The organism is Wolbachia endosymbiont (group B) of Cyclophora punctaria, assembly GCF_964028235.1.
Lineage (GTDB): Bacteria > Pseudomonadota > Alphaproteobacteria > Rickettsiales > Anaplasmataceae > Wolbachia.
Genome location: NZ_OZ034749.1, coordinates 406,215 through 432,468 on the forward strand (window position 1 = coordinate 406,215; position 26,254 = coordinate 432,468).

23 protein-coding genes and 1 tRNA gene are annotated in these 26,254 nt (G+C 33.8%); 10 read left to right on the top strand and 14 right to left on the bottom strand.

What is annotated here, in order from left to right; translation table 11 throughout:
* Positions 1-69 precede the first annotated feature (69 nt).
* A complete protein-coding gene (gene rsmA / locus ABWU33_RS01980) occupies positions 70-864 on the bottom strand; it encodes a 16S rRNA (adenine(1518)-N(6)/adenine(1519)-N(6))-dimethyltransferase RsmA (RefSeq protein WP_211908479.1) in 795 nt (264 codons plus the stop codon).
* 77 nt (positions 865-941) lie between these two features.
* Here rsmA and ABWU33_RS01985 point away from each other — a divergent pair.
* The 4 genes from ABWU33_RS01985 (at position 942) to ABWU33_RS02000 (ending at position 4,041) form a co-directional block, all read left to right on the top strand.
* Positions 942-1,014 (top strand) — tRNA-Thr (locus ABWU33_RS01985).
* 24 nt (positions 1,015-1,038) lie between these two features.
* Positions 1,039-1,749 (top strand): triosephosphate isomerase, encoded by a 711-nt coding sequence (locus tag ABWU33_RS01990; protein ID WP_264337631.1) that lies wholly within the window; start codon positions 1,039-1,041, stop codon positions 1,747-1,749.
* Between the two features lie 150 nt (positions 1,750-1,899).
* Positions 1,900-3,432 carry a UDP-N-acetylmuramoyl-L-alanine--D-glutamate ligase gene (gene murD, locus ABWU33_RS01995; protein WP_353280934.1) on the top strand — a complete coding sequence of 511 codons (1,533 nt, stop codon included), beginning with the start codon at positions 1,900-1,902 and terminating at the stop codon, positions 3,430-3,432.
* A gap of 18 nt (positions 3,433-3,450) precedes the next feature.
* Positions 3,451-4,041, top strand: a complete 591-nt coding sequence (locus ABWU33_RS02000) for a COQ9 family protein (RefSeq protein WP_250120073.1) — start codon at positions 3,451-3,453, stop codon at positions 4,039-4,041.
* A gap of 357 nt (positions 4,042-4,398) precedes the next feature.
* On the opposite strand, the gene ABWU33_RS02005 is transcribed toward ABWU33_RS02000, so the two are convergent.
* The gene (locus ABWU33_RS02005) at positions 4,399-4,584 is read right to left on the bottom strand and encodes an ankyrin repeat domain-containing protein (RefSeq protein ID WP_006013526.1); all 186 of its coding nucleotides are present in this window, start codon (positions 4,582-4,584) and stop codon (positions 4,399-4,401) included.
* Positions 4,585-5,005: 421 nt separating this feature from the next.
* Here ABWU33_RS02005 and ABWU33_RS02010 point away from each other — a divergent pair, with 421 nt between their 5' ends.
* Positions 5,006-6,346: an ankyrin repeat domain-containing protein gene (locus tag ABWU33_RS02010; RefSeq protein ID WP_264337630.1), complete on the top strand. Its 1,341-nt coding sequence runs from the start codon at positions 5,006-5,008 to the stop codon at positions 6,344-6,346.
* A gap of 938 nt (positions 6,347-7,284) precedes the next feature.
* Here the strand turns inward: ABWU33_RS02010 and ABWU33_RS02015 are convergent.
* On the bottom strand, positions 7,285-8,313 hold the full coding sequence (locus ABWU33_RS02015) for a class I SAM-dependent methyltransferase (protein ID WP_211908473.1): 1,029 nt from the start codon (positions 8,311-8,313) through the stop codon (positions 7,285-7,287).
* A 95-nt stretch (positions 8,314-8,408) separates the two neighbouring features.
* On the opposite strand from ABWU33_RS02015, the gene ABWU33_RS02020 reads away from it, so the two are divergent.
* Both ABWU33_RS02020 and ABWU33_RS02025 read left to right on the top strand, forming a co-directional pair.
* Positions 8,409-8,780, top strand: coding sequence for a hypothetical protein (locus tag ABWU33_RS02020; protein ID WP_211908472.1), 372 nt, complete (start codon positions 8,409-8,411; stop codon positions 8,778-8,780).
* Positions 8,781-9,062 carry a DUF2610 domain-containing protein gene (locus ABWU33_RS02025; RefSeq protein WP_010406917.1) on the top strand — a complete coding sequence of 94 codons (282 nt, stop codon included), beginning with the start codon at positions 8,781-8,783 and terminating at the stop codon, positions 9,060-9,062.
* On the opposite strand, the gene dapD is transcribed toward ABWU33_RS02025, so the two are convergent.
* Entirely contained in the window at positions 9,063-9,905 is an 843-nt protein-coding gene (gene dapD / locus ABWU33_RS02030; RefSeq protein WP_264337629.1) for a 2,3,4,5-tetrahydropyridine-2,6-dicarboxylate N-succinyltransferase, read from the bottom strand.
* A 38-nt stretch (positions 9,906-9,943) separates the two neighbouring features.
* Here dapD and ABWU33_RS02035 point away from each other — a divergent pair, with 38 nt between their 5' ends.
* Together ABWU33_RS02035 and sdhA are read left to right on the top strand one after the other, a co-directional pair.
* On the top strand, positions 9,944-10,354 hold the full coding sequence (locus ABWU33_RS02035; RefSeq protein WP_010406912.1) for a zinc-ribbon domain-containing protein: 411 nt from the start codon (positions 9,944-9,946) through the stop codon (positions 10,352-10,354).
* Positions 10,355-10,562: 208 nt separating this feature from the next.
* Complete coding sequence (sdhA, locus tag ABWU33_RS02040; protein WP_353280937.1) at positions 10,563-12,362, top strand: succinate dehydrogenase flavoprotein subunit; 1,800 nt, start codon at positions 10,563-10,565, stop codon at positions 12,360-12,362.
* Here sdhA and ABWU33_RS02045 read toward each other — a convergent pair.
* The 9 genes from ABWU33_RS02045 to rpmE all read right to left on the bottom strand — a co-directional run bounded on the left by ABWU33_RS02045 (position 12,334) and on the right by rpmE (position 23,213).
* A complete protein-coding gene (locus ABWU33_RS02045; RefSeq protein ID WP_250120068.1) occupies positions 12,334-14,370 on the bottom strand; it encodes an ankyrin repeat domain-containing protein in 2,037 nt (678 codons plus the stop codon). The genes sdhA and ABWU33_RS02045 overlap by 29 nt on opposite strands.
* A 244-nt stretch (positions 14,371-14,614) precedes the next feature.
* Positions 14,615-15,223: a guanylate kinase gene (gene gmk, locus ABWU33_RS02050; protein WP_211908465.1), complete on the bottom strand. Its 609-nt coding sequence runs from the start codon at positions 15,221-15,223 to the stop codon at positions 14,615-14,617.
* Between the two features lie 35 nt (positions 15,224-15,258).
* Positions 15,259-17,046, bottom strand: coding sequence for a pentapeptide repeat-containing protein (locus tag ABWU33_RS02055; RefSeq protein WP_211908463.1), 1,788 nt, complete (start codon positions 17,044-17,046; stop codon positions 15,259-15,261).
* Positions 17,030-18,064: an ankyrin repeat domain-containing protein gene (locus ABWU33_RS02060; RefSeq protein ID WP_353280940.1), complete on the bottom strand. Its 1,035-nt coding sequence runs from the start codon at positions 18,062-18,064 to the stop codon at positions 17,030-17,032. Before ABWU33_RS02060 ends, ABWU33_RS02055 begins: the two co-directional genes overlap by 17 nt.
* 688 nt (positions 18,065-18,752) lie before the next feature.
* A complete protein-coding gene (locus ABWU33_RS02065) occupies positions 18,753-19,640 on the bottom strand; it encodes an aspartate carbamoyltransferase catalytic subunit (RefSeq protein WP_264337625.1) in 888 nt (295 codons plus the stop codon).
* An 80-nt stretch (positions 19,641-19,720) separates the two neighbouring features.
* Entirely contained in the window at positions 19,721-20,737 is a 1,017-nt protein-coding gene (locus ABWU33_RS02070) for an extracellular solute-binding protein (RefSeq protein ID WP_250120066.1), read from the bottom strand.
* Positions 20,738-20,860: 123 nt separating this feature from the next.
* Entirely contained in the window at positions 20,861-22,111 is a 1,251-nt protein-coding gene (locus ABWU33_RS02075; protein ID WP_211908459.1) for a hypothetical protein, read from the bottom strand.
* Positions 22,112-22,194: 83 nt separating this feature from the next.
* On the bottom strand, positions 22,195-22,980 hold the full coding sequence (locus tag ABWU33_RS02080) for an NAD kinase (RefSeq protein WP_211908458.1): 786 nt from the start codon (positions 22,978-22,980) through the stop codon (positions 22,195-22,197).
* 20 nt (positions 22,981-23,000) lie between these two features.
* Positions 23,001-23,213, bottom strand: a complete 213-nt coding sequence (gene rpmE, locus ABWU33_RS02085; protein ID WP_068651074.1) for a 50S ribosomal protein L31 — start codon at positions 23,211-23,213, stop codon at positions 23,001-23,003.
* Between the two features lie 125 nt (positions 23,214-23,338).
* On the opposite strand from rpmE, the gene fabD reads away from it, so the two are divergent.
* On the top strand, positions 23,339-24,304 hold the full coding sequence (fabD, locus tag ABWU33_RS02090; protein ID WP_211908720.1) for an ACP S-malonyltransferase: 966 nt from the start codon (positions 23,339-23,341) through the stop codon (positions 24,302-24,304).
* Positions 24,305-24,743: 439 nt separating this feature from the next.
* On the opposite strand, the gene gpmI is transcribed toward fabD, so the two are convergent.
* Entirely contained in the window at positions 24,744-26,240 is a 1,497-nt protein-coding gene (gene gpmI, locus ABWU33_RS02095) for a 2,3-bisphosphoglycerate-independent phosphoglycerate mutase (RefSeq protein ID WP_353280944.1), read from the bottom strand.
* Positions 26,241-26,254: the final 14 nt, after the last annotated feature.

Sequence of the window (26,254 nt, forward strand, 5' to 3'; positions counted from 1 at the left end):
AAAATTAGCCTGGATCCAGCTATTTTTAGATCAAAATAGGATAGAAGAGGTATGTAGCTCCTAATATATTTATCGCAAAATTACATTATTTGCTAGCAAACAGAACTGCTCAATAGTTAAGCTTTCTGGACGTTCGTCTCCACTCAGTTTAGCATTCTCAAGAGTAGTTGAGACATCACTAGTTATACTTTGCAAGCTATTTCTCAGCATCTTTCTTCTTTGAGCGAACACAGCACGTGTTAGCTTTGTTAAGGTTTCTAAATTTACTGCAAATCTTGGAGTGGGTAAAGGTTTTACTGTAATTACTGAAGAATATACTTTTGGTCTTGGAAAAAATTCCTTAGGTTCAATATCAAATTCCTTTTTTATGTCGCATAGTAACTGGCTTAGCACTGATAGGGAACCATAATCTTTAGAATTAGGTTCTGCTGTAATACGCTCTGCTACCTCCTTTTGGAACATTAACGTCAAATTCGTAAAAAATTTTATATTATTTAACCACTTTAAAAATAACGCTACTGAGATATTGTAAGGCAAGTTAGCAATGACTTTGACTGGACATTCTACCAGCTCTTTTTCTACAACATTAAGTGCATCTGCTTCTATAATTCTATATTTTCCCTGATGCTCATTTAGCAATTGTTCGTGATGTTTCACTAAACTACTATCTTTTTCTATAGAAAGTAGAAACTTTGGATTATACGCCAATATTTCTCTTGTTAACGCACCATACCCAGGACCAATTTCAATAACATTAAAATCTTTCAGGCTACCAGCTAAAGCAACTATTCTTTTTGTTATCTCATTCGATAAAATAAAATTTTGTCCTAGACTCTTTTTTGGCTTCAGTGAAAATTTTTTCATATGATCTTAGTATGCAGTATTTTAAAAATTAGTTGACGAAAATTCATCAATAATTGTATATTGTCAGTGTATTTAATGCCGGCTTAGCTCAATTGGTAGAGCAACTGACTTGTAATCAGTAGGTTGTCAGTTCAAGTCCGACAGCCGGCACTCTTATCCATACAAGTAAAGTTGATGTCCTTTTTAATAGTAGCAAATTGGAAAATGAATGGAACACGTTCTTCATTTGTTAACTTTATAGGCAAACTTAACAACAAGAGCAACGAAATTACCTCTAAATTAGTAATTTGCCCTCCTTTTACATCATTTCCAAGCAGTATAGAGTTGAACAATAATATTAAAATAGGAGGACAGAATTGTCATCATAAAGAGTTCGGTTCTTACACAGGTGAAATTAGTGCAGGAATGTTGAAGGAACTAGGATGTAGTTACGTAATACTTGGACATTCTGAAAGGGCTCATGAAAAAGATAGTGAAATAAAACTTAAATCGAAAACAGCAATAGAATCAGGATTACACCCAATCATCTGTGTAGGTGAAAACTCAGAAGATTATAAAAATAAAAAAACAAAAGAAGTAATAGAATATCAATGCAAAAACCGTTTGCCAACACAAGGTGAATATACCATAGCATACGAACCGATATGGGCAATAGGAACAGGAAATGTGCCAAATAATGACGCAATTGCTGAGGTGATAGAGATAATAAAATTGTGTACTGGTAAAAAACACATTATATATGGTGGCTCAGTCAGCTCAGAAAATATAGGAAACTTGCTCAGTATTCCAAATCTATTAGGAGTTTTAATTGGTAGTGCAAGCTTAGATTTTGATCACTTTTATCAAATTATACAACAAGTCGAGAAAAAACTTTCTCTTAATTAATTCTAAAGGATAAATACTCTTATTGTCATGGTAAGGGAGTTGGCAAAATGTGTCAAGGAGTTTTCTATTGGCTAAGGTTGTGACAATAAAGTTAAGCACTGCCAAAAACTATGGAAGAAGTCATTATAATTTGTATTATATCTTTATAAAATGGTTCGCATAAGTTATCTAGAAGTGCAACTAAACAAATACAAAAATCAAAGTGTTGCGGTTTTCGGCCTTGGTAAAACTGGTTTGTCCGTTATTAATGCTCTAACAAAAAGCAGTGCAAAAATATATGCATGGGATGATAATAAAGAGCAAATAGCAAATGCAAAAAAGATATATAAAGAGTGTAACTATACTCATCCCAATGAGTATAATTGGCATGAGATAAGCACACTAATTTTGAGCCCTGGAGTGCCAATACCAACGCATTGGGTAGTAAAACTTGCAAGAAGCTTTGACTGCAAAATAAAATCAGACATTGAGCTATTTCTCGAAACTAAAACTACAAGCCAGAAGGTTGTAGGCATCACCGGAACAAATGGCAAATCAACCACCACGTCACTAATAGGGCACATATTAAAATCCACAGGGAAAAAAGTAGCTATTGGCGGGAATTTAGGTGTGCCTATTTTGGATTTAGAAAGAGATGCAGAAATTTATGTAATTGAATTCTCCTCTTTTCAATTGGAGCTAATAAATAAAATTAATGTAGACATTTCTGTATTGCTCAACATCACACCAGACCACATAGATAGACATGGAAGTATGAATAACTACATAGCAACTAAATTAAAACTGATAAACAGTAGCAAGATTGCCGTGATAGGATGTGATAACAAAATTACCGCTGATGTATTCAATAAATTCACTGGGAACAAAATTCCAATTTCAGTAACATATTCCCTGGTGTCATTCCAGCGCATGACCAGAAAAGAAAAACCATTGCCAACTACTCAGATGATAGAGGGTAGTGCAAGAGATCTAATATCATTGGCAGATAACAATTTGCTTGATTATAGTGAACAGATTACTGGTATAGATCGAAATTATCTGGATCCCAGTTTCAGCTACTTGGATGACAAAAGGAGTGCTGAGATTCAGGAGATCTCGATAAAATTAGAGAATCACAACTTATCAATGAGTGATATGAAAGTAAACCTAGTATCCAATGTAGAAAATATAGTAGCTGCACACGCTGTGTGCAAGTTACTTGGAGTAGATAGCAGCACTATTGTCAATGAAATCAAATCCTTTCCAGGGCTAAGACACAGAAATGAATTTCTTGGCAAAATACATAATGTACTTTTTATCAACGATAGCAAAGCAACCAATGCAGAATCGACCGAAAAGGCAATTTTATCTTATAAAAACATATATTGGATTGTTGGCGGAAAAAGCAAAAAAGGCGGAATAGAATCATTAAGCAAGCATTTCACCAAGATTAGAAAAGCTTTTCTTATTGGAGAATCAACTGAAGTTTTTGCAAACATTATGGAGAACAAAATAGATTATATGAAGTGCTATAATCTAGAAAACGCATTTAAACTGGCTTTTGAAGAGGCCATAAATAGCAAAGAAGAAGTAGCGATATTACTTTCTCCTGCATGTTCTTCTTTTGATCAGTGGAAAAATTTTGAAGAGCGCGGTGAAGCATTTTGCAGAATGTTTGAAAATCTCAGGTACAATTATATGTGATGTTTAGTATAGTATTGTATGGAACAAAAGTTAATAGTAGATGAGCTGATTAAGGTTATTCCATTTGAAGGAATAAGTGATGCAACCTTATTGAAAGTGTGCACGAACCTTAACCTAGCCAATAGTTTTTGTAAATTTCAAAATGGAATATATAGTGCTTTGGAGTACATAGCAGAGGACTTAAATAGCTCAATAGAAACTGAACTTTGGAATTCCAATTTAGAAGATATGAAGGTAAGAGAGCGGATAAAGTTAGCTGTCCAAATACGCCTTTCAAACTATGCTAAGTTACAAAATTACAGAGAGTTTTTAAAAAATGTTTTATCATTCTCTATATTACCCCAAAATACATATTTTTCTAGTAAACTCTTGTACAGAACTGTTAGCGCGATTTGGTATGGCATTCATGATCAATCAACAGATTTTAACTACTATACAAAAAGAGCAATATTAGCTGGAGTGTACTTAAGTACGATACTTTTTTTTATCAATGATTATTCAGAAGATTTTGCAGATACCCTGTCGTTTCTTGACAAACGTATCAACAATGTCATGACATTTCAAAAGTTTAAAACCCGTTTGAATAGAATGGTAAGAAACTTCTTATAGCCTCTTTACTTATACGAGTTACTCGTATTTATACCTAAAGCTGCCTTGATTTTTATGTTAAGATAATTGAACATCCACTAACAGTGAGCTTAACAAAGAACTTGATTGAAAGCAATACATTAGAAAGTAGTTTTGCTGGAAACTTGAAGTAGACAGAGTTGATACACATAAAGCTGATTCATGTACAAAAGTATCTGTTCAGATACACGACTAATGCTGTGTGATCCATAGAGGTTATTACAATAAGAATGTAAGATCAAATAGAAATTTGGATTTGCAGTAGTTTATAGACCTTATTACAATTGCAAAGGATAAATTAGTTAATCTAGGGTTAAACTACGTCTGAGTTGGATAAAACTATACAAAATGACTACTTTTAGCAGCAAACATTAGAGCAGTTTTTTCATAGTCAAAATGAGGTAGACTAAGAGTACTAACTACATAATTAACACCTGCGTTTGCTATTTCTACTAAGTATTTTACTACATCCAAGTGACCTGCTTGAGCAGCATCAAGTAAAAAGAGTGGAGCAACTATCTCCATGAGGCTTCTTTTGCCTTTTTTTGCTTGCTTAATATTTATAGCTAAAGCTTCAGGGTGTCATTTCAGTGCGTGACGCAGAGATGTACGGAGATTGAAGATCAGTGCTTGACACTGGAATCCAGAAATTTTTTGAGAACAAAAGTTATGCTAAGTTTTTGTTGGTAAGAAAGGCTGGTGTCTGGGCACTGGGATGAAAGTAGTGTGAAATGGGGCTACTTGGGGATGACAAAAAAGAATGTACTGGGATGACAAGAAATAGGGCAAATGTATAAAAATAAATATTTCTATATTCAGGAAATTGTGGACTTTAATATATCGGAATTTAGTAACTTCAATAAATTGTGATATATCTTTTACAGATTCATTCAAACTTAATTAAGTGGGAGTATTGTTAATGCGAAAAGGGTTTAATTAAAATGGTATGGCGTGTGAGGAAGACATACATCAATTGGTAGAAAGTGGATTTGATATTAACTCAAAAGATGTAAGCGGAGTCACTCTCTTGCATAAGTTTACAAAAGAAGGCGATTTAGTTGGAGTAAAATCATTATTAGAGCACGAAGCTGACTTTAATGTTGTGGACAACGAAAATAGAAATCCACTGCATTATGCTATTATGCATGGACACAAAAAAATTGCTAAACTTCTTGTTAATCAACTGACAATTAATTCTAGAGATAAAAATGGATTTACTCCACTTCACCTTGCTACACTACAAGATGACACAGAATTAATGGATTTTTTAATAACAAAAGGCGCAAAAATTAATGAAAAAGATGCTGAGAAAGGCTATACTCCTCTTCACATAGCTTCATTATACGGTTCTAAAAAGAGCGTCCAGATTTTAATTGATAGCGGAGCAAATCTTGAATGTGAAGATAACAACTTTCGTACTCCTTTATTTTTGACCATTTATCAATGTACTACACATTATGAAAGTAGAGCAGAGATTATAGAATATCTGATAAAGAAAGGTGCAAACATAGAAGCAAAAGATGCAGAAAATAATACTACGCTTTTTCTAGCAGCATATAACAACAAAATGCAACTGGTAAAGCTTATTGTAAAGCAAGCAAAAGCTAAGTTAAAAGAGTTTATTTGCACAAAAAATAAACATGGTTTTGATGCACTGGATTGCGCTATTAAGAATAATAATAGGCAAATGGTAACATTTCTTGTTTCAAAGGGAATAGAAGCAGATGACCAAGATTGTAGCGGTAACACCAGGTTACATAAAGCTAGCTATAATGGTGATACTAAAGCAGTTAAGTTCTTATTGGAGCTTAAGGTAAACGTTAATGCCGTCACTAGATGCAACAGAACTCCTCTGCTACTTGCAGCTAAAAAAGGCCATGTAGAAATTGTAAGAATGTTGTTAGCAGTAAAAGCCAATATGAATATTTGTGATCAACAAGGTTTTACACCTCTGCATCTTACTATTCAAAAGGATTATTTTGATATAGCTCAGCTATTAATAGAAAAAGGGGCAATTAATTGTAGTAATGATTATACTGCAATAGATATGTTTATTGACAAGGCTCATAGCAAAAAAAATATTGAAGAAAATTACAAAAAATTTTGTAGGTTTTTGATGCTTTACTTGAAAGAGCTACATAGTAAACACAAAGCCTTTTGTGTACTTTCAATCCTAGCTCTAAGCTTAACAATTATAGGTTTACCATTTATTTTCAAGCCTATTATTAAATATAGAGAAAGAAGTAAAATATATAAAAAAATTAGGGCTATGCTGATTTATATTTAAGTATAACAGGAGAACTAAGCTAATATATGACAATTATCTGCTCGATAAAAATGGAATTAAATGTATCCGTTTAGCAGAGTGGCAAAATAAAATAGACAAAACCATAAAAATAAATGGTGTCATGCAATTTGAGCTTCGGCATAGATCCCACATAAATTTTTTGGTACATATTTTTTCAACATTAATTTCGTATTCCATTCAAAGAATATTAATATTGGCATATAAGTATGAATATTATGCTAATATAATTACTTTTTAGGTATACATGGCAAATTTATGCCTGGAAACAGTTTTTAGTTATTTCCTAGACTTTCTTTATAAAAATCACAGGCGCCTGTTATTAGCTAAAGTAAAGGTCAAGTATCTGGAATTCTGGACATAAAATCCTCCTGTATAAAAAGATTAGAAAAAAATGCAGCGCACATATGACAGACGTGTGTATACGCTGAAAAAGATACGCTACGTTTTTTATTGAAAAGTTAACTGAAAGTCTGCAGACAAAGATAGATTTTGAGCTCTTAAAATATCTCTAATTGTCATTATAATCAGATTCAAAATATGCGGAAGTAATTTTTTTGACAATAGATTTCTTGCATAACCAAGTGTTATTCCAGCTGGGATCCAGCTAAGTTGGTAAACACTTTACAACGTTTTTTGCGCGAAAAGGCTGGATGCCAGTGTCAGCTACTTGCATGACATCGTCTTGGATGAAAATCAGTACGTGATGCACCAAAAATTGTGCATCAAAAGGGTGTCATTTGAGTAACTTTTTTGTTGTCATGCCAGTGTCAGCTACTTGCATGACACCTATTTGTTCCTATGATAGTCTTATCTGTCTATCTTATTTTGCTACTCTGCTGAACAGATACGTTTCTTTTACCTTTTTTATTCTGTAAATTTTTTAGTATTTGTATGTTTAACATAAGAACTACACAAGACTACAAATGGTGAATCAGCATTACCTTAAAGAGAGTACCCATATTTTCAGTTAACCTTAAAAATTCACTGAAGATCTTATTCTTCTGTTCATTACTTGCATTTTTCATTAAAGCTTGCGCTCTTTCCTTTATACCAAACAAATATAAAAATTCTCTTTGAGTTAAAATCTCACAATTTAAGTATTTTAATGAATCTTTTAACGCTTGAAAGTTTACAAGTGCAGTAATATCACTGTTACCAATATTTTCAAGAAAATTAGCATACTGATGCTGCCTTATCGATTGCAAAGTGCTCTTGTATGAAGGATATAAATAACCATAATCTATAATCAGGGCAGCTCCTCCGTTATTGACTATCTTATTCTCAAGTTTCTTTAATATTTCGATTCCGGCTAGGCATACTTCCACTACTGCACCATTGAAACCCCCTGTCATTCCAGTCTGGAGTCCAGTTTTTGGTCTGGTTAAGCACTGGAGTGACAATGAAAGACTGCCATCATCTTGTTTTATTACTCTATTTTCATACCACTGCCCATCACGATAAACAAACTGATCAATTGGAAGAGCATCAAAGAACTCATTTGAAAAAAAAATAGTTGGCTGATTTGGTAAGTTGTCGACATCTGTGTGCCAATTAATATCTAATCCCTTTAATTTTTCCTTTTGTATTTTCTGTAAAATAGGGCTTATCTCAACTAGATGAATGTCCATTGAGCTAAAAAAACAGCTATATTTTTTGGTGACTCTTATTACATCATGAATGAGTGTTCCTTTACCTGGCCCAAGTTCAGCTAGAGAAAATTTTGATGGCTTTCCTAATTTTTCCCATGTATCCATTATCCAAACTGCAGTTGTTTCACCAAACAGCTGACTAATTTCAGGTGCAGTAATGAAATCACCATCTTTGCCAAGTGGTAATTTATTCATGTAATAGCCGTACTCTTTATGATATAGAGCAGCATTCATAAAATTACTGATGGATATTGATCCTTGGCTTTTATCAATTAATTCGTGTATATAAGTAAGCATATTATTAATAAATGTTTAACTATAGCGTGCCATACTATAAAATAGTGGAGTATTTATATATATAATATAAGTTTAAAGGCGATAGTGCTTTGGTTATGAATAGTCAAGATACGGATTATGTTACCCTTATACCTCAAGATGATGGTGTTGAATATAAATTTGAAGAAATTGTCAATTTTGTAGAAAATAAGGTTGTAGGTGCTGATGGATTAACTTTAGCGGAGGTATTTCAAGCATTAGTTAAAATGCTGAATGGTGACCTAGAGTTAGTAAAAAAAGTGTTAGCATATGCTAATATTATGGTAAAGTATGGAATGAGGTTAGCAAAAGAGTCACAATTGAGCAGAGCTGATATTCGCAGAGCTTTAGAAGGGGAAGAAAGTGTTTTCAATAGGCAAGATTTTATCAAAAAACCACCTCTTGTACCTTCTATAAAATCGGTTAAAAAGAAAAGCAGAGGTCTTTAAATGGTTGAGTCTATAAAAAAATTTACTGTACAGTGTGATTTCAAAGGGCAAAGTTCACCTTTTGCAATATACATAGGAGATCCAAAGAGTGATACTCATCCAATTCACTATCAAGATTCCTGGCTTGCAAAGGAGCGTGGAGGAAACATACCTAATAGAGTCAAAGAAAGTCTGCAAAAATTATATAAGTTATCTAAAGAAAATGGAATCTCTTTCTCAGAATTATGTGCATATGCTATTACTGTAGTTAGTAATAATGATAAAAAAAATGACTGCAAGTAGTTAGGTTCTCAATATTTCATTTATAAAAGTTTTTGATCTCGTCTTCTCGTCCACTTTTTTTACTATAACTGCACAATAGGTTGAAATGTTATTTTTAGGTGGAGTAGATCCTGGTACAACTACAGAGTAAGGTGGTACTTCACCATAAAATACCTTGCTTGTTTCTCTGTCAATAATTTTTGTTGATGCTCCAATAAACACACCCATGCCAAGGACTGATCCTTCTCTTATTATAACACCTTCGGCTACCTCACTACGCGCTCCAATGAAGCAATTATCTTCTATAATGACTGGAGAAGCTTGAATGGGCTCAAGAACTCCGCCTATTCCCACTCCACCGGAAATATGGCAATTTTTCCCTATTTGTGCACAACTACCAACTGTTGACCAAGTGTCTATCATTGTGCCAGAATCAATGTATGCACCAACGTTGATAAAGCTTGGCATTAGAACAACATTTTTACCTATGTAAGCAGATTGGCGGACAAAACACCCAGGAACTGCTCTAATTTTTGAATGGTAAAATTTTTCTTCATTCCATTCACTAAACTTACTACCGATTTTGTCAAACCAGCAATTGGTGTTGTCTATTATTTTGCTTTCCTCAGTGAGGAAATGTAATAATATTGACTGCTTTATCCACTTATGTACTATCCATTCTCCACTTGATAGCTTTTCTGCTACTCTAATTTTACCACTGTCAAGTAACTCAATTACCTCTTTGATTATTAATCTTGCTTCGTGTTTTAGATTATAGTCGTTAAGTTTTTCTTTATCTTTCCAAATATTTTCTATCTCATCTTGTAATTTTTTAGTTGCAAATTTTTCATTTATTATATACATATTGATATCAAATTTATATTATTTTATACGTAAGCACTATGAAAATACAATGTCATAATTGTACTAAAACTTACTTAGTATCTCGTGGGCAAATAGGTGAATCTGGAAGAAAAGTGAAATGTACAAACTGCAATCACATGTGGCATGAGTATCTAAAAGAAATGTCAAGTGAATTGTGCCCTGCTGGTATACAAGAAAAAAAAGCTAACTGGAGGCAAAGTTTAACTCTAGCTTTTGCAACAGTTGCAGGGTTATGCGTTATAATTGTTGGTGGTATCTTTCCAGGAGAGGTAAGTAAGATATATAAAGCAGTTAGTGCATATAAAGATTCAATAAGCCATAAATTAGGATACAAAAAAGTGCAAACGGAAAATTCAAGTGCGAGAGAACTTGTTGTAAATGAGTTTTATCAAGATTACCTTTTTCTATCTAATTTTAGATCTAATTAAATAGGCATAAGTCATCAATGTTATGCAAATAACTACACTTATTCCTTTATGATAGTGTCATTCCAATTTCAGCTACCTTCATGACGCCCTATGATTGTTATTACATCGTTTACTATAGATTTGTTTCAGAAGCTTACATCCAGAAAACTTGTATAGATTTTTTCTACTTCTGTGATATTATAAGCCTGTGATGATAAAATAAGTGGATATGGATAAGTCAGCGTATGAAATCATAGAGCATGAGTATGATGTGGTGATAGTAGGTGCAGGTGGAGCAGGGCTTAGAGCAACACTTGGAATGGCTGCAACTAATTTTTCAGTTGCCTGCATTTCTAAAATTTTCCCTACACGAAGTCATACAGTTGCAGCGCAAGGAGGAATTAGTGCAGCTTTGAGTAATATTGCTGAAGATGACTGGCGCTGGCATGCATATGATACAATAAAAGGTTCAGACTGGCTTGGCGATCAAGATGCAATAGAGTATATGTGTAAAAATGCTGCCAAAGCTGTGATTGAACTTGAAAATTTTGGTGTACCCTTTTCTCGTACGGAAGATGGAAAAATATATCAGCGTGCCTTTGGTGGAATGACAACTCACTTTGGTAAAGGAAAATCGGCTCAGCGTACTTGTGCAGCAGCAGATAAAACTGGGCATGCAATTCTTCATACTCTATATCAGCAATGTCTTAAATTTAACGCTGAATTTTTTGTCGAATATTTTGTAATCGATTTGATTATGGACAAAGGTACATGCTGTGGGGTGATAGCTTGGTCGCTGTGTGATGGTACGTTGCATAGATTTCGTGCACATTCTGTGGTAATAGCAACAGGTGGTTATGGACGTGTTTATTTTTCTGCAACAAGTGCACACACCTGCACAGGTGATGGTAATGGCATGGTGGTAAGAGCTGGGTTGCCACTTGAAGATATGGAGTTTGTGCAATTTCATCCAACAGGAATATATGGCTCAGGGTGCTTGATGACGGAAGGATGCCGCGGTGAAGGTGGGTACCTCGTTAATTCTCAGGGTGAGAAGTTTATGGAACGTTATGCGCCAAAGGCAAAAGATTTGGCTTCTCGTGATGTAGTAAGTCGAGCAATGACAATTGAAATTAGAGAGGGAAGGGGAGTTGGGCCAAAGAAAGATCACATGTACTTGAATATAGCTCATCTTGATCCGGAAGTAATAAAGCTCAGATTGCCAGGTATTAGTGAAACAGCAAAGACCTTTGCAGGAGTTGATGTTACTAAAGATCCGATACCTGTTATTCCAACTGTTCACTATAACATGGGAGGTATTCCAACCAACTATCATGGAGAAGTGATCACGTTGCAAAAAGGTGAAGAAGAAGTGGTAGAAGGATTATTTGCAATAGGAGAAGCAGCATGTGTTTCTGTACATGGTGCAAATCGACTAGGTTCCAACTCGCTTCTTGATCTTGTGGTTTTTGGTAGAGCTGCCGCGCTTAGGGCAAAAGAAAAATTGAAACCTGATACACCACATAAAAAATTGCATTCAGACTGCACAGACTTGATAGTAGATAGATTTAATAAAATGCGATTTGCTTCTGGAGAGTTCAAAGTAGCAAAAATACGAAGTGAAATGCAGCACACTATGCAGAAATATGCATCGGTATTCCGTGTTGCTGAAGTTTTAGAGGAAGGTAAAAAAGCTATAAAAGAAGTAGCAAAAATGATGCCTAACATTGCAGTTGAAGATCGCAGTATGATATGGAATAGTGATTTGGTTGAAGCGCTGGAGCTTGCCAATATGATTCCACAAGCAGTTATTACCATGGAATGCGCAGCTAATCGCGAGGAAAGCAGGGGTGCTCATGCTCGTGAAGATTTCCCTGAACGTGATGATAAAAACTGGATGAAGCATACTATAGCATGGCTTAAAGAAAAGAAAAACCAAGTCAGTGTAGAGATTGACTATAAAAAAGTTGCTGAAAAAACTTTGAGCGATGAGATTGATTTCATCGCCCCGGAAAAGAGAATTTATTAGTCAATTCATCTAGTTTATTTATAAATCGTAGTATTGATATATCGCTCATTTTAGTAGCTGGGCTCTCTGTATGTTCTGACTGCTCTTGTGCTGCTGAGTTGTTAGCTAAATTTTGTTGTTCAGTAACATTTTCAGGTTGTGTTGCAGTTTGGAGATTATCTTTACTGGTTTGCTGATCATTGGTTAATTCTTTAACATGTTTCCTAATGCCGCTAAGTCCCAAAGTGAATATCAGACAGACCACTCCTGTTATAGCTATGATGGGTAACGCTGCTCCAATTGCAATTTGTCCTTGAAAGCAAGAAAGTGTTACCATTGTAATAATAGTAGTTGCTACTGTGATTGCTAACAATACACTAGCTCTCCTACCCGGATCAATGCATTTCCATACAGCAGATGCTCCTTTTTTTACACCAGAACCTAGCTTTTTAATGCCTGATTGACATTTTTTCGAAGCAGTTCCACAGTGGTATTTTTCCTCAAGCTTCTCTTTTAGTTCTTTAGCTTTCTCCTGTGCTTTCTGTGGAGTACTTGAACAATCTTTTAGATCTCGTAAAGTTAAATAGTACTTTTTAGTATGGAGTTCTGGATCTTCTAACCATAAAGAATCAGGGTTAGCACCGTTTTGTAATAATGCTGCACAAAACTTTGTTGTATTATCATAATTAGTGGCTAAATCAAAAATTGTTTCTTGCAATAGGTATTCGATACTTTTTTTTTCTGCTTTTTTCTTTAGTGCTAATTCTAGAGGTGTATTGCCTTGCCTGTTAGTTGCTTTTATAGCTTCATCTAATTTATCTTCAGATATTTTTCTTTCTTTTACTAAGGCTGATATTAATTTCAAGCATGTAACTTTTTGCTTCCCTGTCAGCAAGGCAATATGGTGTAAAGCATTATTGCCATTTGCATCTTTAAGGTTAATATCTGCTCCTTTTTTCAATAATTCCTTAAAAGATTTTTTATCTTTATCTTTAATTGCTAAATGTAGTTGATAATTATCATTACTATCTGGAGTATTTATGGTATGTGGTATAATTTCTTTAATTTTTGTTCTTATTTCTGATTTTAACTCAGGTTTCTTTACTGACTTTGCTAATTTTTCTAAGAAATCACAATAGTATGTCTTTTGCTCTTCTTTTAAGTATTGTAATTCTTTTGTAGATAATCCTAAATTGTCAGAGCTGGCTCCATACTCTAGCAATTTTGTAAGAAACTTAAGTGTTTTATCGTTATCTTGGATTGTGTGAGAATCATGTTTCCCTTTTATTATCTTGTTAATTAGTGCTACCTGAAAAGGAGTCTTTCCTTCTTGATTTTCACTATCAACAAGTTGTGCTAGATCTTCCTTGGTGACCGTTTTTATTAGGGTACCTAGAAACTTGCATTTCTGTTCCTTTTCGAGCGATGCAATAAGATGTAAAATATTATTTCCTTTTTCATCTTTTATGCTGTTAACATTTGTGCAATCTTTTAGATATTTTCTAAATTTCCTGCTATTTCCATTTTTGATTGCTTTTAGTAATTGAACATCATTATCAGAATCTGATATTCCGTTTACTTCATTTTCAAAATTGCTACAGTAACCACTTTCTGACTCATTGTCCTTGCGATTTTTATTAGAGTGACTTTTAGTGACTTCAGAAATTGCTTGCCTTACTTGGTTTTTTGTTTCATCTGATATTTTTTTTAATTGTTCGATTACTTCACCTAGCACTGGAAGGAAACATTGGACATAATATCTGTGATATTTTCCCTGTTCTCTAAGAGATTCTTCTAATTTAGTTAATACTTCAGGACTAGCGCCTTCCTTAAATAACCTTTTACATTCCTTGAGTGTTCCATCTCGACTTCTTGGTTTTTCATGCTTATGTTTTTCTTTTTTTACCTTTCTCTCTATAATATTATACAATTGCTTGTCTTTTTTATCTTGCTCTTGTTTTTCATTTTTGTTTATATATTTATCTAGTTTGTTTGCATTAGTAACTAATACACTTAGATCTATACTCATATTAAAACCTCAATATTAAAAGCTATTTGGCGTTAACGAATTGGATTAAACTTTTAAATTGAGCTAGATGTTATCGAAATATAGGTGAAAAGGCAGAAAACTAGTTTCTATTAGAAAATCTATTGTCATATTCAAATCCCCACTTTAGCACTTGTCTACTATTTTAACTATTTTATCTTAAAAAATAATAAATGTGGCTAAACTGTGAAGCATGAGTGCTACTGAAAGAGGTAAACCAATGTTTTTATAGATCTTTCAAACTTGGTTTTTCTTCTAATTTTTTAAGCATTCCTTTACTTAGTATTGATTTTATCTCTTCTACGCTTTTATCAAGATCATCATTAATTATTACGTAATCATATTTATTACTTTTACTTATCTCTTTTTGCGCTTCGGCTAATCTCCGCTCTATTTCAATTTCATCATCACTATTACGCCTTTGTAGACGCAGTCTAAGCTCTTCCATTGAGGGAGGTAGTATAAAAACACTTACAACTTTTTCTCTTAAGATTTCAAATAAATGAAATGCTCCTTGCCAATCTATATTCAGTAAAACACTTATGCCACTACTCAGGTTTTGTTCTATAAAATCTTTTGGTATACCGTAAAAATTTTCAAAAACTTTAGCATATTCAAGCATTTGACCAGCCTTACATAGTTCATGAAACTTTTCTTCAGTAACGAAAAAATAGTCTTTTCCATTTACTTCACCGGGACGAGGTTTGCGTGTAGTCATAGAAACAGACATAACTAAATCGGTTGATTGCTCAAGTAATTTTTCTGATATAGTAGTTTTTCCAGCTCCAGAAGGAGAGGATAGAATCAGTAGTATGCCCTCATTTTTTACGGTCATTTTTCTTTATTTAACAAGTACATTATAGAGCTTTTTTAAGACTTTGTATTTTTTGAATCAAAGTTTAAAAGACTAGAGCCCTCTAAATTAGAATTTGATAAATTGGTATCAATAAGAGAGGAATTATCAAAGACAGTATAACGTAAATCGGCTTTTTCAAGATTTGCCTTATTCAAATTAACGTTTACAAACTTTGCTCTACTTAATATTGAATTAGAAAAATTAGCATTTTCTAAATTCATGTCTTTAAACTCAAAGTAAGAATAATTTACATCAAATTTTTCACCCTGCGATATTTTCTCTTGCAGATCTTTAATTGAAGTTATAGCACTCTCTAGACCTGTAATTTTGCTCTGTCCCTGATTGTCAATCAAAATTGAATTATCAAATTTGCAATCTGTTAAATGAATATCAGCAATTGAACTTTTATATATGCTTGAAGAGAGAAAAGACATATCACTTATTGTCGAATCACTCAAATTGCTAAGAAAAAAACTAGTCTTTCTAAAGGTATTATCATAAAACACGGAGGATTTGAAATCACTTTCAATAAAATTTGAATTAGTGACTTTTAAGTTAGACCAGCTCGAATTATCAGCTAATAATTTGAAGAATATTGAATTTTTTATCTCACTGAAGTCAATACTATGGTGGGAAAGAGTACTATTATAAATTTGAGAGTCTTGAATTTTTGTCTTATACATTGAAGTTGTGCAAAGATCTGAATCTTCTATTTTTGCAGAGGTAAACAATGAATGGTCAAAGAACGAACCATTCATGTCAGAATTCACAACTTTAGTATTATGAAACTTTCCGTGACAAATGTTAGCATCATAGGCGTTAACTTTATACAATTCACTAAAACTAAAATCAATATTAGATAAGTCAGCATCCTGAAGGTCTGATTCAAAAACATATGCATGTTTTATCTTGGAACCATTTAGTATAGATTTAATGAAGTTTGAATTATCCCCTTTCACATAGGAAATTTGTGAATTGCTTAAATTGGCTTTTTCAAAGTTACTATCAACTATAATAGAAGCATTAAAATAGGCGTTCGAAAGATTGCTACCTGTAAAATCCAATTTTTTTATTTTAGCACCGTATATATTAGCGTTTTTTAGTGAAGAGAATTGTATCTTGAGCTTGTGTGCATCCACTCCAAAGAAACTTGCATTGTCGAAATTATTCTTCTGCATAACAGTGTCGTTTATTTCACTATCACTAAAATTTATGTAGCTAGCATTTGAGTTTGATAAATCGGATAAATTCATTTTTACATTCAAAAATTTGGTATGCAAACCAATTATATTACGCATACTTACTTTGTTGAGATTAGAATTGACAAAATCAGCATAACTGATATTAGATTGATCAAATATGATATCTGTTAGATTTGTAGAAGCAAATTTTGAAAAACTTAAATTTGTGCCTTGTATTTTAACACCATGTAAATTAGCATTGGAAAAATTAGCACCACGTAAATCAACATCGATAAAAGACACATCTGATAAATCGGTGTTAGAAAAATCAGCACCAATTAAACTTACTCCCTCAAAAATAGATTTATTTAAATATAATTGACTAAAATTAGCCCCATTCAAATTAGAGCCAAAACCTTTCTTAAAATCTTGTGGTATTCCTGCTTTATTACAATGTACTAAAAATTTAGCGAAATCTTTTTTATTGTAAGATACGTATTTTACATCGTGCAGAGCGCTTAAAAAATCATTGATTGGATTTTTTTCATCATCTATTTCATTTCCATAGCATAAATGACCAACTAGAAAAGTTAATATCAAAAGTCTAATTATCTTTTGCATCGCAGGTACTTTCTTTTGTTTTTATAGCAAAGTTATACATCTCTGAGTCTTCTTCATTGTTTATTTCTTTATCCTCTAAAAGGTATGGCATCATTTCGGCAATTGCGTTTATTATGTTGATCTGCTTCCTTTCGATTGCTATTTCAATAGGGGACTTAAAATTATTATCAACTACTCTAGGATCAGCACCTTGTAATAAGAGAAAGCGAACTGTGTCTATTTCACCTTGTTTCACTGCATAAATTAGAGGAGTATCACCCAATTTATTTCTAAATCTTAGTATTTCTTGAATTGTTAATCCAATTTTTTCTAGCTTATTTATTACTCCTCTTAGACAAATTAAGTTGCCCTTCTTTATGCAGTAAAAAAATTGCTTACTGTAATCATCAGTAAATATAGTTTTAGGAAGGTGCTCATTTAGGCTATCATATTGTCTTTTATATATAGACTTGCTTTTATGGTTCCATTCTTTTTTTATTTCTTTGTTTAGCTTTGTCCATTTTTCGCTTTTTTCATTTTCTTTGTTCACAGGTGTTATATTGTCAGGCTGTTCTTCTTTCTTTTTCTCTGTTAATTGGCTTGTTGAAAGTTCGGTGTCTTTTTTGCTAATCTCCTCTTCAGGCTGTAGGTTTGTTTGATTATTGTGACTGATTTTCTTCTCTTCAGGTTCTTCTTTTTTTTCTTCTGATAAAGGACTTGTTAGAGCTTTGGTATCTTTTATATTATTCCCCTCTTCAGGCTGTAGGTTTGTTTGTATATTTTCATTACTTGAAGGTACTTCTTCATTGATTACATTTTGGGTTGTGCTTTCTTTTGGCTCGCTGGAAGGTATTTCGACTACATTTGTTGAGTCTGTGCTTTCTTTTAGTTCGCTCAGAAGCGGAGAAGTTTTTTCAGCATCAGTATTGCTTTTCGATACGTCTTCTTGATTTATATTTTCTTCAGACTGCTCTACAGCAAACAAGTTGGATGATAAAAATATAGCAACTAATAGTATCAAATATAAAGTGTTCTTCATAGATATTGCAGTCATAAGCTTAATTAGAATGATACTATAATCAAATGATTAATCTACAGTAAAAAATGCCTTAAGGTTTTATTTATAAAAAACATTTGTATTACCTTTTCTATACGAGTAGAATTTTGCAAAGACTGAATATCAAAGTTTTTCCCATTTATTTAGATTTTACCTTAAATTGTCATTGGAGTAGCTGACACTGTTTTTTTCTCGATTCCAGCGTCACGCGCTGGAATGACTACCTTCATAATGTTATTCCATTTCTCTTGTCATCCCAGTACTTGATACTGGGATCCAGAGGACTGACCAGATAATAAGAACTGGTCACGCGCTGGAATGATAAAGGAGGAAGTGCTGGTTTGAAATTAAATTTTCTGGACTTTAGTGTCACGCATTGACCCTATAGTTTTCTTTTCTCGTCTACCTGATTCTATCACTCTCCTGAACGGATATAAATTACTTGACACATTTGGTAGTTTGATTATTATTAGTGAAAATGAGGGTATTTTAGAGCTCGAAATTCACCTTATTCAAGTCTGCAGACTTTTCAACTAATCTCTCAATAAAAAAATATAGCACAGTCTACTTCAGTACATACTTAATTTCTGTCATGAGGTGTGTTATATTTTTCTAAATCGTTTTTTATAGGAGGATCATTACGTCTAAAATTCCTTAAAATTAATTAAAGTTAAACATTAATTAAATAGTGCAGTACTGCCTTACGAGTTGCTAATCCAAACTTTACTTGCTGTAAAATAACACAATCTGCTACATCATTGCTAATCTCAATACCTCTGTTTATTGGTCCTGGGTGCATAACAATTGCATCGGGTTTTGCATGCGATAGTTTTTGTTCATCAAGTCCATACAAATGAAAATATTCTTTTTCTGAAGAATTATTATTCATGCGCTCTTTCTGCAACCTCAAGAGCATAATTACATCAGCATCCTTTATACCTTCAGTTAATGAATAGTGAAGTGAATCTACTTCAGAAAAATGCTTACAAATCAAAGCTGGTGGTGCAACTAAGCTTATTTTTGCTCCAAACATTTTTAGCAATCTTATATTTGATCTTGCAACTCTACCGTGCAAAATATCTCCACATATCACAATTTTGAGGTTTTTTATTTGCTTTTTATGACTGATAATTACGAGATAATCTGCAAGAGCTTGAGTTGGGTGTTCACTGCTTCCATCGCCTGCGTTGATTAGCGAGCAGTTGACATGCTTTGCCAATGTATTAATAATACCACTACTTTTATGCCTGATTATCATATAGTCAGGATTCATTGCATTTAGTGTTTTTATCATATCTTTTAGATCTTCCCCTTTGTTAATAGAAGAAGATTTTATTGGTAAAGTTATAACATTTGCTCCAAGGCTTTTTGCTGCTATTTCAAAAGATGCGAGCGTACGTGTTGAATCTTCAAAGAATAGGTTTATGACTATTTTATTTTTCAGAACATGACTATTTTCAACTTTTTCTTCAAGGTATTGGTTGGCTAATTTAGTTATATTTTCTACATCACCGATTGTGAGGTCTGAGATATTTAATAAATTCCTTCTCTTGTCCATAGCTCCTTTTTTGAGCTTATTCTACTTTCTTAATTTCAATTACACAACTGTAAAGTAAAGTAGAAGGAAGCTATAAAATTTTATTTCCACTTACATTCATCTGCTATCATAACAGCCTCAAAGAGATGCTTCTCAAGCTCACTTATAGGCAGAGTACTTTGTAGGTAATTTCCCCAAGATTTTAACACATCAGAAGTTTCAATACCTTCAACAATAGGATATTCTTGATTTTTTTTAGCATATAGCTCTTGAGCCTGTTTGCTTACAAAAAACTCCAATAAAGCTATGGCATTTTCTCTGTGTTTTGCGTTTTTTGTTACTGCTGCACCACTAAGATTCACCATTACACCATCATTAGGAAAGAAAGCTCCTAACTTTTCTGTGGTATTCTTTTTATTTTCTGATGAAAGGATTCTTGCAAAGTAGTAGCTATTTACTATTGCAATATCTCCTTCACCAGCGGCTACAGCATAAATTTGATCTGTGTCACCACCGCTTGGTTTTCTTGCCATGTTGCTTACAATTCCACTCACCCATTCTTTTGTTTTTTCAAAACCATTTTTTGCAATCATAAAAGCGATCAATGATCGGTTATATGGACTTGTGGAAGAGCGTACTAATATTTTCCCTTTCCATTTTTCATTCGCTAAATCTTCATAGGTACTTAATTCCTTAGGATCTACTGATTCTTTATTGTAAACCAATATTCTAGCTCTTTTTGTGAGACCAAACCAATAATCTTCATTATCTCTAAATTTTGCAGGTATGGCATTTTTTAGAGTCTCTGAATCCACTTGAGATAAGAGCCCTCTTTTTTTGGCTAAAATCAAATTCACTGCATCTGCAGTTAAAAACAAATCAGCTTCACCACCATTTTCCATACGTGAAAGCAATTGGGAATAATCGTCAATGATATAACGTACCTTGATGCCAGTGGTTTTTGTAAAATCATCAAACAAACTATGTACTAATTCTTCTTTACGAGATGAATAAACGTTTACTACTTGTGAATCATCAATTCCGCTATTTTTATATAAAAAATTAACGACTATCAATAAAGCCGCTACTAAAGATATAAATATTAAACCTTTTTTCATAAACAAAACCCTTCCTTGTCATCATCTCAAGCTATCAAAATAGCAAGGTCTTAGCAAGTGTAAATCTTCAAAACGTTGCAGTTACAGTACTGGAATAGCGATAAAAAGAAGTACGAGCCAGATTTAATTAATAATATAAGTAATATCTGGATGGCCACATCGTTCAGCAACTACTTGTAACAATTTTGAACTAATCTTTTCTTGACTGCTTTTTACAGTTTTAATAGCTGTTTCATTAGGATTTTCACTATTAGCATCTTTTGTATCTAATAACAAGTAATCTTTAAAATCAGTTTTGCTCCAATGATGAATTGTGCAAGCTAAAGTGAAAAGCAGTAGAGTGCCTGAAATTGCAACGATTGGCCAGTAAATAGTAGGATTTGTGTATGAACTTACTATGTTGCTCAAACCACCTGTTGAATAAAGTGCTAAAGGGAAGGTTATGTTTCCAGTAATAAGAACTGTTCCTAAGATAGGAAGCCATATTCTATCATTGATTAATGAATTTACTTTACTCTTGTAATAGATTGGCTGGCCTGTAAGTTCTACGATCTTCGGATCACTTTTTGCTTCTTCTGGAAGAGAATGAAATGTAAAGTAAACGCGATTACCGTTGCTATATTTTAATACCAAAGACTTGATGCATTTCTTGTCTTTTGAAAGTGTATTTGATATCTCATCTAAAACTTCTTGAGTATCTCTTTTTGTGATCTTGTGCTCCTTAGTACGGACTGCTTGCATAAGTTCCCACATAATTCCCAAGGCTAAACAAGACGCTAATACTCCGCCAAATATAGTTACAGGATTTATGCTGCCGATGAATCCAATGAATTCTCTTTGCTTCACAGCTAAAACGATTGACGTAATACAACATGCCGTAACAAGACCTACGAAAGGCATTGTAACTTTCTTCTTTTGCATCGTATACTTTACTTTCTGTAAAAATCTGTTTGTCTTTTTATTATCTTCAAGCAAGGAGTTTTCAGAGTCATCTGTTTTATATGATGGTGGAGGAGTTGTATGTGCCTTCATTAATTTTTCTAAAGTTTCTGATGTTTTTTGACTATTCCAAGGTTCGCTATATACTGTTTTTTGAGAAGGTGATCTGCTTAGAGTTGGATGTTGACTATCTATTTGATTATCACGACTCTTTTTTGGAGATTTTGTATTTGGATCTATGGATGCATAAATAGGTTCTATATTTGCACCATTCGATTCTTCTTGCCTTTCTTCATAAGAACTTGATTCGCTAGCCGAACTTGTTTGTAACGCTGTGTTTCTAGGTGCTGGTGTTGGTGAAGTTGCTGCACTATTTTCACTCACCGTTGTATGAGAAACCAGTGTGACGTTATCTTTATTTCCTGATCCAGGCATATTCGCTCCAAAATTAATTACAATGTTATGTTGATTACGCTATAGTTATTAAGATATAGTGAATACTAATTTAAGAATAAATATTAGTATAAGAACTGCTGATCAAAGATCCTTTCATTCAAAGGGCAATCTTTGTCAAAAAGTAGAGTGACTGTATTTTCGTGATCTTTCTGTATTTTTACCTGCGATATGTCGTGAAATTCCTTGTAATCTGATACTACAAGTGCTGGACGATTTTTCACATCATTGATATCAATTTGCACTATTGTATCATTTGAGATTAGCGCTCCATTCCAACGCCTTGGGTAGTAGCTATTAATGGAAGTCAGTGCAAGTAAATTTGAATTAAGTGGTAAGATTGGCCCACCGGCAGAGAAGTTATATGCAGTGCTACCTGTTGGGGTAGACAATATAATTCCATCTCCTCTGAATTTTTCTACTTTTAGCTTATCATTAATGGTAATATTCATCTCCACTATTTGATTTGCATTTCTAAAGACATACACTTCATTTACTGCGATGTAATGGTGTTTTTTGCCACTTATGTCTGTGGCTTCCATTTTTAGTAAAGTTAGCTGAGTAGGAACTGCATGTTCTATATGATCAATTAGATCTTTAAAACATTTATTCATTAAAAACCCGACATTACCGGTATTTATTCCATACACATGTATATCTTTATTTCCTATGACGTGGTTGTGTAGGGTGCGTAGCATAAAACCATCGCCACCAACAACTATCAGCAGATCAACTTCATGCTTACCTGCTTCTGCTATATTGATAAAATTGAGTTTCTGTAGTAGTTTAGATACTTCCTGAGACTTGGGTAGCGAAGAAGCAATATAGCCTACATTTTTATATTTATACATGTAAATAAAGAGGGGAGGAACTAAAAAAGACTCCCGTATTTATCATTAAACTTAGCTATTTTACTATCCTTCTCCCCTGAACCGCTTGTCAAACTTCCAGTCCATGCAGGATGAGTAAGAGGATCTCTATCAAGCTTTATTTTTTGACCTTCTTTTCCATAAGTGGAATAAGTTTCAAACTCTTGACCATCTGTCATAACTATAGTAACTTTGTGATAATCGATTTCTGCCATTGTTCTTACAAATTTCTTACCAGCTAAGATTTTAGTGAATCTGGTTCATTTGGTCAATCATTATTGTGAAATATTGACAAAAAATAAATAAAGTAGTATTCTCAATGAAGAATGAAAAATTTTTTATGATTTTTGCTTTTCCTGGTCAGGGCTCCCAATTTGTAGGAATGGGAAAGAGCTTATATGATGAATTTTCAGTTGCAAGGAACGTATTTGATGAAGTAGATGACAGATTGGGTAGAAAGCTGTCTCATTTGATTTTCAATGGCCCTATTGAGAAATTAACCATCACGGAAAACGCTCAGCCAGCTATAATGGCAGTGTCAATTGCAACGCTACGTGTTATGAAGCACGTATTTGGTGAATCTCTTTACAGCGTTCAGTATGTTTGTGGGCATTCAGTTGGCGAGTATACAGCGCTGTGTGCTGCAGGGGCATTGACGCTTGAGTCTGCAGTCAAATTGCTAAAAGTTCGTAGCGAAGCAATGCATGAAGCTTCACTAAAATGCAAAGGTGGAATGTTTGCTCTACTTGGAGCAGAAATAAGTGAAGTAGAAGGTATATTAAAATCAGCTCAAATTGATTGTGAAATTGCAAACGATAATGGTGGTGGGCAGGTAGTGGTGAGTGGTACTGCAGAGGCTCTTGAGGTCTTACCTGATTTATTCAAAAACTCAAGTGTCAAGAAAATGATAAAATTACAAGTTAGTGGGCCTTTTCACTCATCTTTTATGAAACCTGCTGATGAAAAACTTCTGGAATTTTTAAAAAGCATCAACATAACTCGCCCTTCGATTCCTTTTGTATCAAACGTTACAGTTAAGGAAGAAAGTGATCCAGAGATCATAAGAGCTTTGCTCGCTAAGCAAGTTGTAAGTAGAGTAAGATGGAGAGAGATGGTTTTATATATGACAAGCCATGGCACTAATAAGTTTGTTGAAGTTGGCCCTAACAAAGTTTTATCTAATCTAGTTAAAAGAATTGACCAATCTATCAGTGTGAAAAATATAGATAGTATTGGTGATATTAATAGCTTCTTTGATGAATCATTAGTACTAACAGCGAAAAATTTAAAAGTTGGGTTAAGTTAAAGCATATCTATTTAATATCATTCAAGTAGCTAACACTAGTTCCTTTATGATGGTGTCATCCCAGTGCTTGGCACTGGGATCCAGATTGGGCATTAAGTTGGTAAACACTTTACAACGTTTTTTGTATAAAAGGACTGGATGCCAGTGTCAAGCACTGGGATGACACCGAATAGGCTACTTGAATAATACCGAAAGAGCTACTGGAACGACAAGGTGCTACTGAATGACACCTCTGGGCACTGCCATCATAAAGTTGCTACTTTTTAGATGAACAAAGATGGTCAGCGCGTGACTCTGGAATCCAGGAGTCAAGAAGAATGGGATCCCAGCACTGGGATGACACTGAAGGGGCTACTGAAATAACACCGGTACTACTTTGAGTGACACCCTTACGATGTTTCAAACTACAACAGCTGTGCATAGAGAGTAATGCGAAAAATTATACAATCAACGAACTACCTGTCATTTCATTTGGCTTTTTGAGCCCAAGTAGCTGTAAAATAGTGGGGGCAATATCAGATAATTTTCCATCTCTTAGTTTTAGATTGTTACAAGATATAATGAATGGAACTTTGTTTAGAGTGTGTGCTGTATGAGGTGTGTTATTTTCTTCATCGAACATACATTCTACATTGCCATGGTCTGCTGTAATAATGAGTGCGGTGTTACCAACTTCTTCAGCAGCACTTAGCACTTTTGCAAGGCAATCGTCTACAGCGAGTACTGCTTTCTCAGCTGTTTTTATATTACCTGTGTGTCCCACCATATCAGGATTAGCATAGTTTGCAACTATCAGCGCAAATTCTTGAGAATGAATTTTTTTTACAAGTTCTTCTGTGAGCTCAAAGGCTGACATTTTAGGCTGCAAATCATAAGTTTTAACTTTTGGTGAAGGAATTAGTATTCTTTCTTCACCAGAAAAAGGTTCTTCTCTTCCACAATTAAAAAAGAAAGTCACATGAGCATATTTCTCAGTTTCTGCAATGCGCAGTTGCCGTAATTTATTGTCTTCTATTATCTGTCCCAAAGTGTTGGCAAAAGATTCAGGAGGAAAGAGATAAGGGATTTTTAAGTCCGCTTTATATTGCATCATACTTAAAATTGAAGAGAATTTTGCCACTTCAGTATAGCCTGCTTTACCAAGACAAATACTTGCCAATTGTATCATTCGATCAGCACGAAAGTTAGCCAATAGCAATCCATCTTCTGGTTTTATACCTTGATAATCGCCTATTACTGCGGGCCTGATAAATTCATCGGTTATATTATTTTGATAATTTTCATCAATAAGCGATACTGCATCATCATAACGAGGCGCCTTTGCAAATGCGATGGCTTCATAAGCTTCAATTGTTCTTTCCCACCTACTATCACGGTCCATAGCATAATAACGTCCAGAGACAGTGGCAATTTTTATATCATTGTCTTTTATACTCTCTGTAAATTCTTGAATGCATCTTTTCCCTGAATTTGGAAATGTGTCTCTGCCATCTAAAAATGCGTGTATTACAACTTTAATTCCGCGCTGTGATATTTTGTTTGCTAAAGATGAAATGTGCTTTTGATGCGAATGAACACCGCCATCTGATATCAATCCCATTATATGGCATATGCCATTCTTACTTTTTAGATCATTAATAAAATTCTGTAGATTTGCATTATTTTCTATCGTTTCGATTTCTTGATTAATACGCTGAAGGCTTTGCATTACCACTCTACCACTGCCAATATTCATATGGCCAACTTCTGAATTGCCTATTTGACCATCTGGTAATCCAACATCAGTGCCACAGGCAGATAGACTGCATTTTGGATAATTAGAGCTAATATATTGCCAGCAAGGGAGATTTGCATTGCTAATAGCGTTGTATTTATTATTTTCTATTCCATTACCCCAGCCATCTAATATACATAAAACGACTGATTTAAAGTTCATATAAAAGTTATCAT

What these genes read in the sequence shown, in the direction of transcription:
- ABWU33_RS02000 (WP_250120073.1), top strand. Translation starts at nt 3,451, where the DNA reads ATGGAACAAAAGTTAATAGTAGATGAGCTGATTAAGGTTATTCCATTT.
- ABWU33_RS02045 (WP_250120068.1), bottom strand. Translation starts at nt 14,370, where the DNA reads ATGAGTATAGATCTAAGTGTATTAGTTACTAATGCAAACAAACTAGAT.
- ABWU33_RS02060 (WP_353280940.1), bottom strand. Translation starts at nt 18,064, where the DNA reads ATGAAGAACACTTTATATTTGATACTATTAGTTGCTATATTTTTATCA.
- ABWU33_RS02015 (WP_211908473.1), bottom strand. Translation starts at nt 8,313, where the DNA reads ATGCTTACTTATATACACGAATTAATTGATAAAAGCCAAGGATCAATA.
- ABWU33_RS02080 (WP_211908458.1), bottom strand. Translation starts at nt 22,980, where the DNA reads ATGTATAAATATAAAAATGTAGGCTATATTGCTTCTTCGCTACCCAAG.
- ABWU33_RS02075 (WP_211908459.1), bottom strand. Translation starts at nt 22,111, where the DNA reads ATGCCTGGATCAGGAAATAAAGATAACGTCACACTGGTTTCTCATACA.
- gpmI (WP_353280944.1), bottom strand. Translation starts at nt 26,240, where the DNA reads ATGAACTTTAAATCAGTCGTTTTATGTATATTAGATGGCTGGGGTAAT.
- fabD (WP_211908720.1), top strand. Translation starts at nt 23,339, where the DNA reads ATGATTTTTGCTTTTCCTGGTCAGGGCTCCCAATTTGTAGGAATGGGA.
- dapD (WP_264337629.1), bottom strand. Translation starts at nt 9,905, where the DNA reads ATGTATATAATAAATGAAAAATTTGCAACTAAAAAATTACAAGATGAG.
- sdhA (WP_353280937.1), top strand. Translation starts at nt 10,563, where the DNA reads ATGGATAAGTCAGCGTATGAAATCATAGAGCATGAGTATGATGTGGTG.
- ABWU33_RS02025 (WP_010406917.1), top strand. Translation starts at nt 8,781, where the DNA reads ATGGTTGAGTCTATAAAAAAATTTACTGTACAGTGTGATTTCAAAGGG.
- ABWU33_RS02055 (WP_211908463.1), bottom strand. Translation starts at nt 17,046, where the DNA reads ATGCAAAAGATAATTAGACTTTTGATATTAACTTTTCTAGTTGGTCAT.
- rpmE (WP_068651074.1), bottom strand. Translation starts at nt 23,213, where the DNA reads ATGGCAGAAATCGATTATCACAAAGTTACTATAGTTATGACAGATGGT.
- ABWU33_RS02010 (WP_264337630.1), top strand. Translation starts at nt 5,006, where the DNA reads ATGGCGTGTGAGGAAGACATACATCAATTGGTAGAAAGTGGATTTGAT.
- ABWU33_RS02070 (WP_250120066.1), bottom strand. Translation starts at nt 20,737, where the DNA reads ATGAAAAAAGGTTTAATATTTATATCTTTAGTAGCGGCTTTATTGATA.
- gmk (WP_211908465.1), bottom strand. Translation starts at nt 15,223, where the DNA reads ATGACCGTAAAAAATGAGGGCATACTACTGATTCTATCCTCTCCTTCT.
- murD (WP_353280934.1), top strand. Translation starts at nt 1,900, where the DNA reads ATGGTTCGCATAAGTTATCTAGAAGTGCAACTAAACAAATACAAAAAT.
- ABWU33_RS02020 (WP_211908472.1), top strand. Translation starts at nt 8,409, where the DNA reads ATGAATAGTCAAGATACGGATTATGTTACCCTTATACCTCAAGATGAT.
- ABWU33_RS01990 (WP_264337631.1), top strand. Translation starts at nt 1,039, where the DNA reads ATGTCCTTTTTAATAGTAGCAAATTGGAAAATGAATGGAACACGTTCT.
- ABWU33_RS02005 (WP_006013526.1), bottom strand. Translation starts at nt 4,584, where the DNA reads ATGGAGATAGTTGCTCCACTCTTTTTACTTGATGCTGCTCAAGCAGGT.
- ABWU33_RS02035 (WP_010406912.1), top strand. Translation starts at nt 9,944, where the DNA reads ATGAAAATACAATGTCATAATTGTACTAAAACTTACTTAGTATCTCGT.
- ABWU33_RS02065 (WP_264337625.1), bottom strand. Translation starts at nt 19,640, where the DNA reads ATGGACAAGAGAAGGAATTTATTAAATATCTCAGACCTCACAATCGGT.
- rsmA (WP_211908479.1), bottom strand. Translation starts at nt 864, where the DNA reads ATGAAAAAATTTTCACTGAAGCCAAAAAAGAGTCTAGGACAAAATTTT.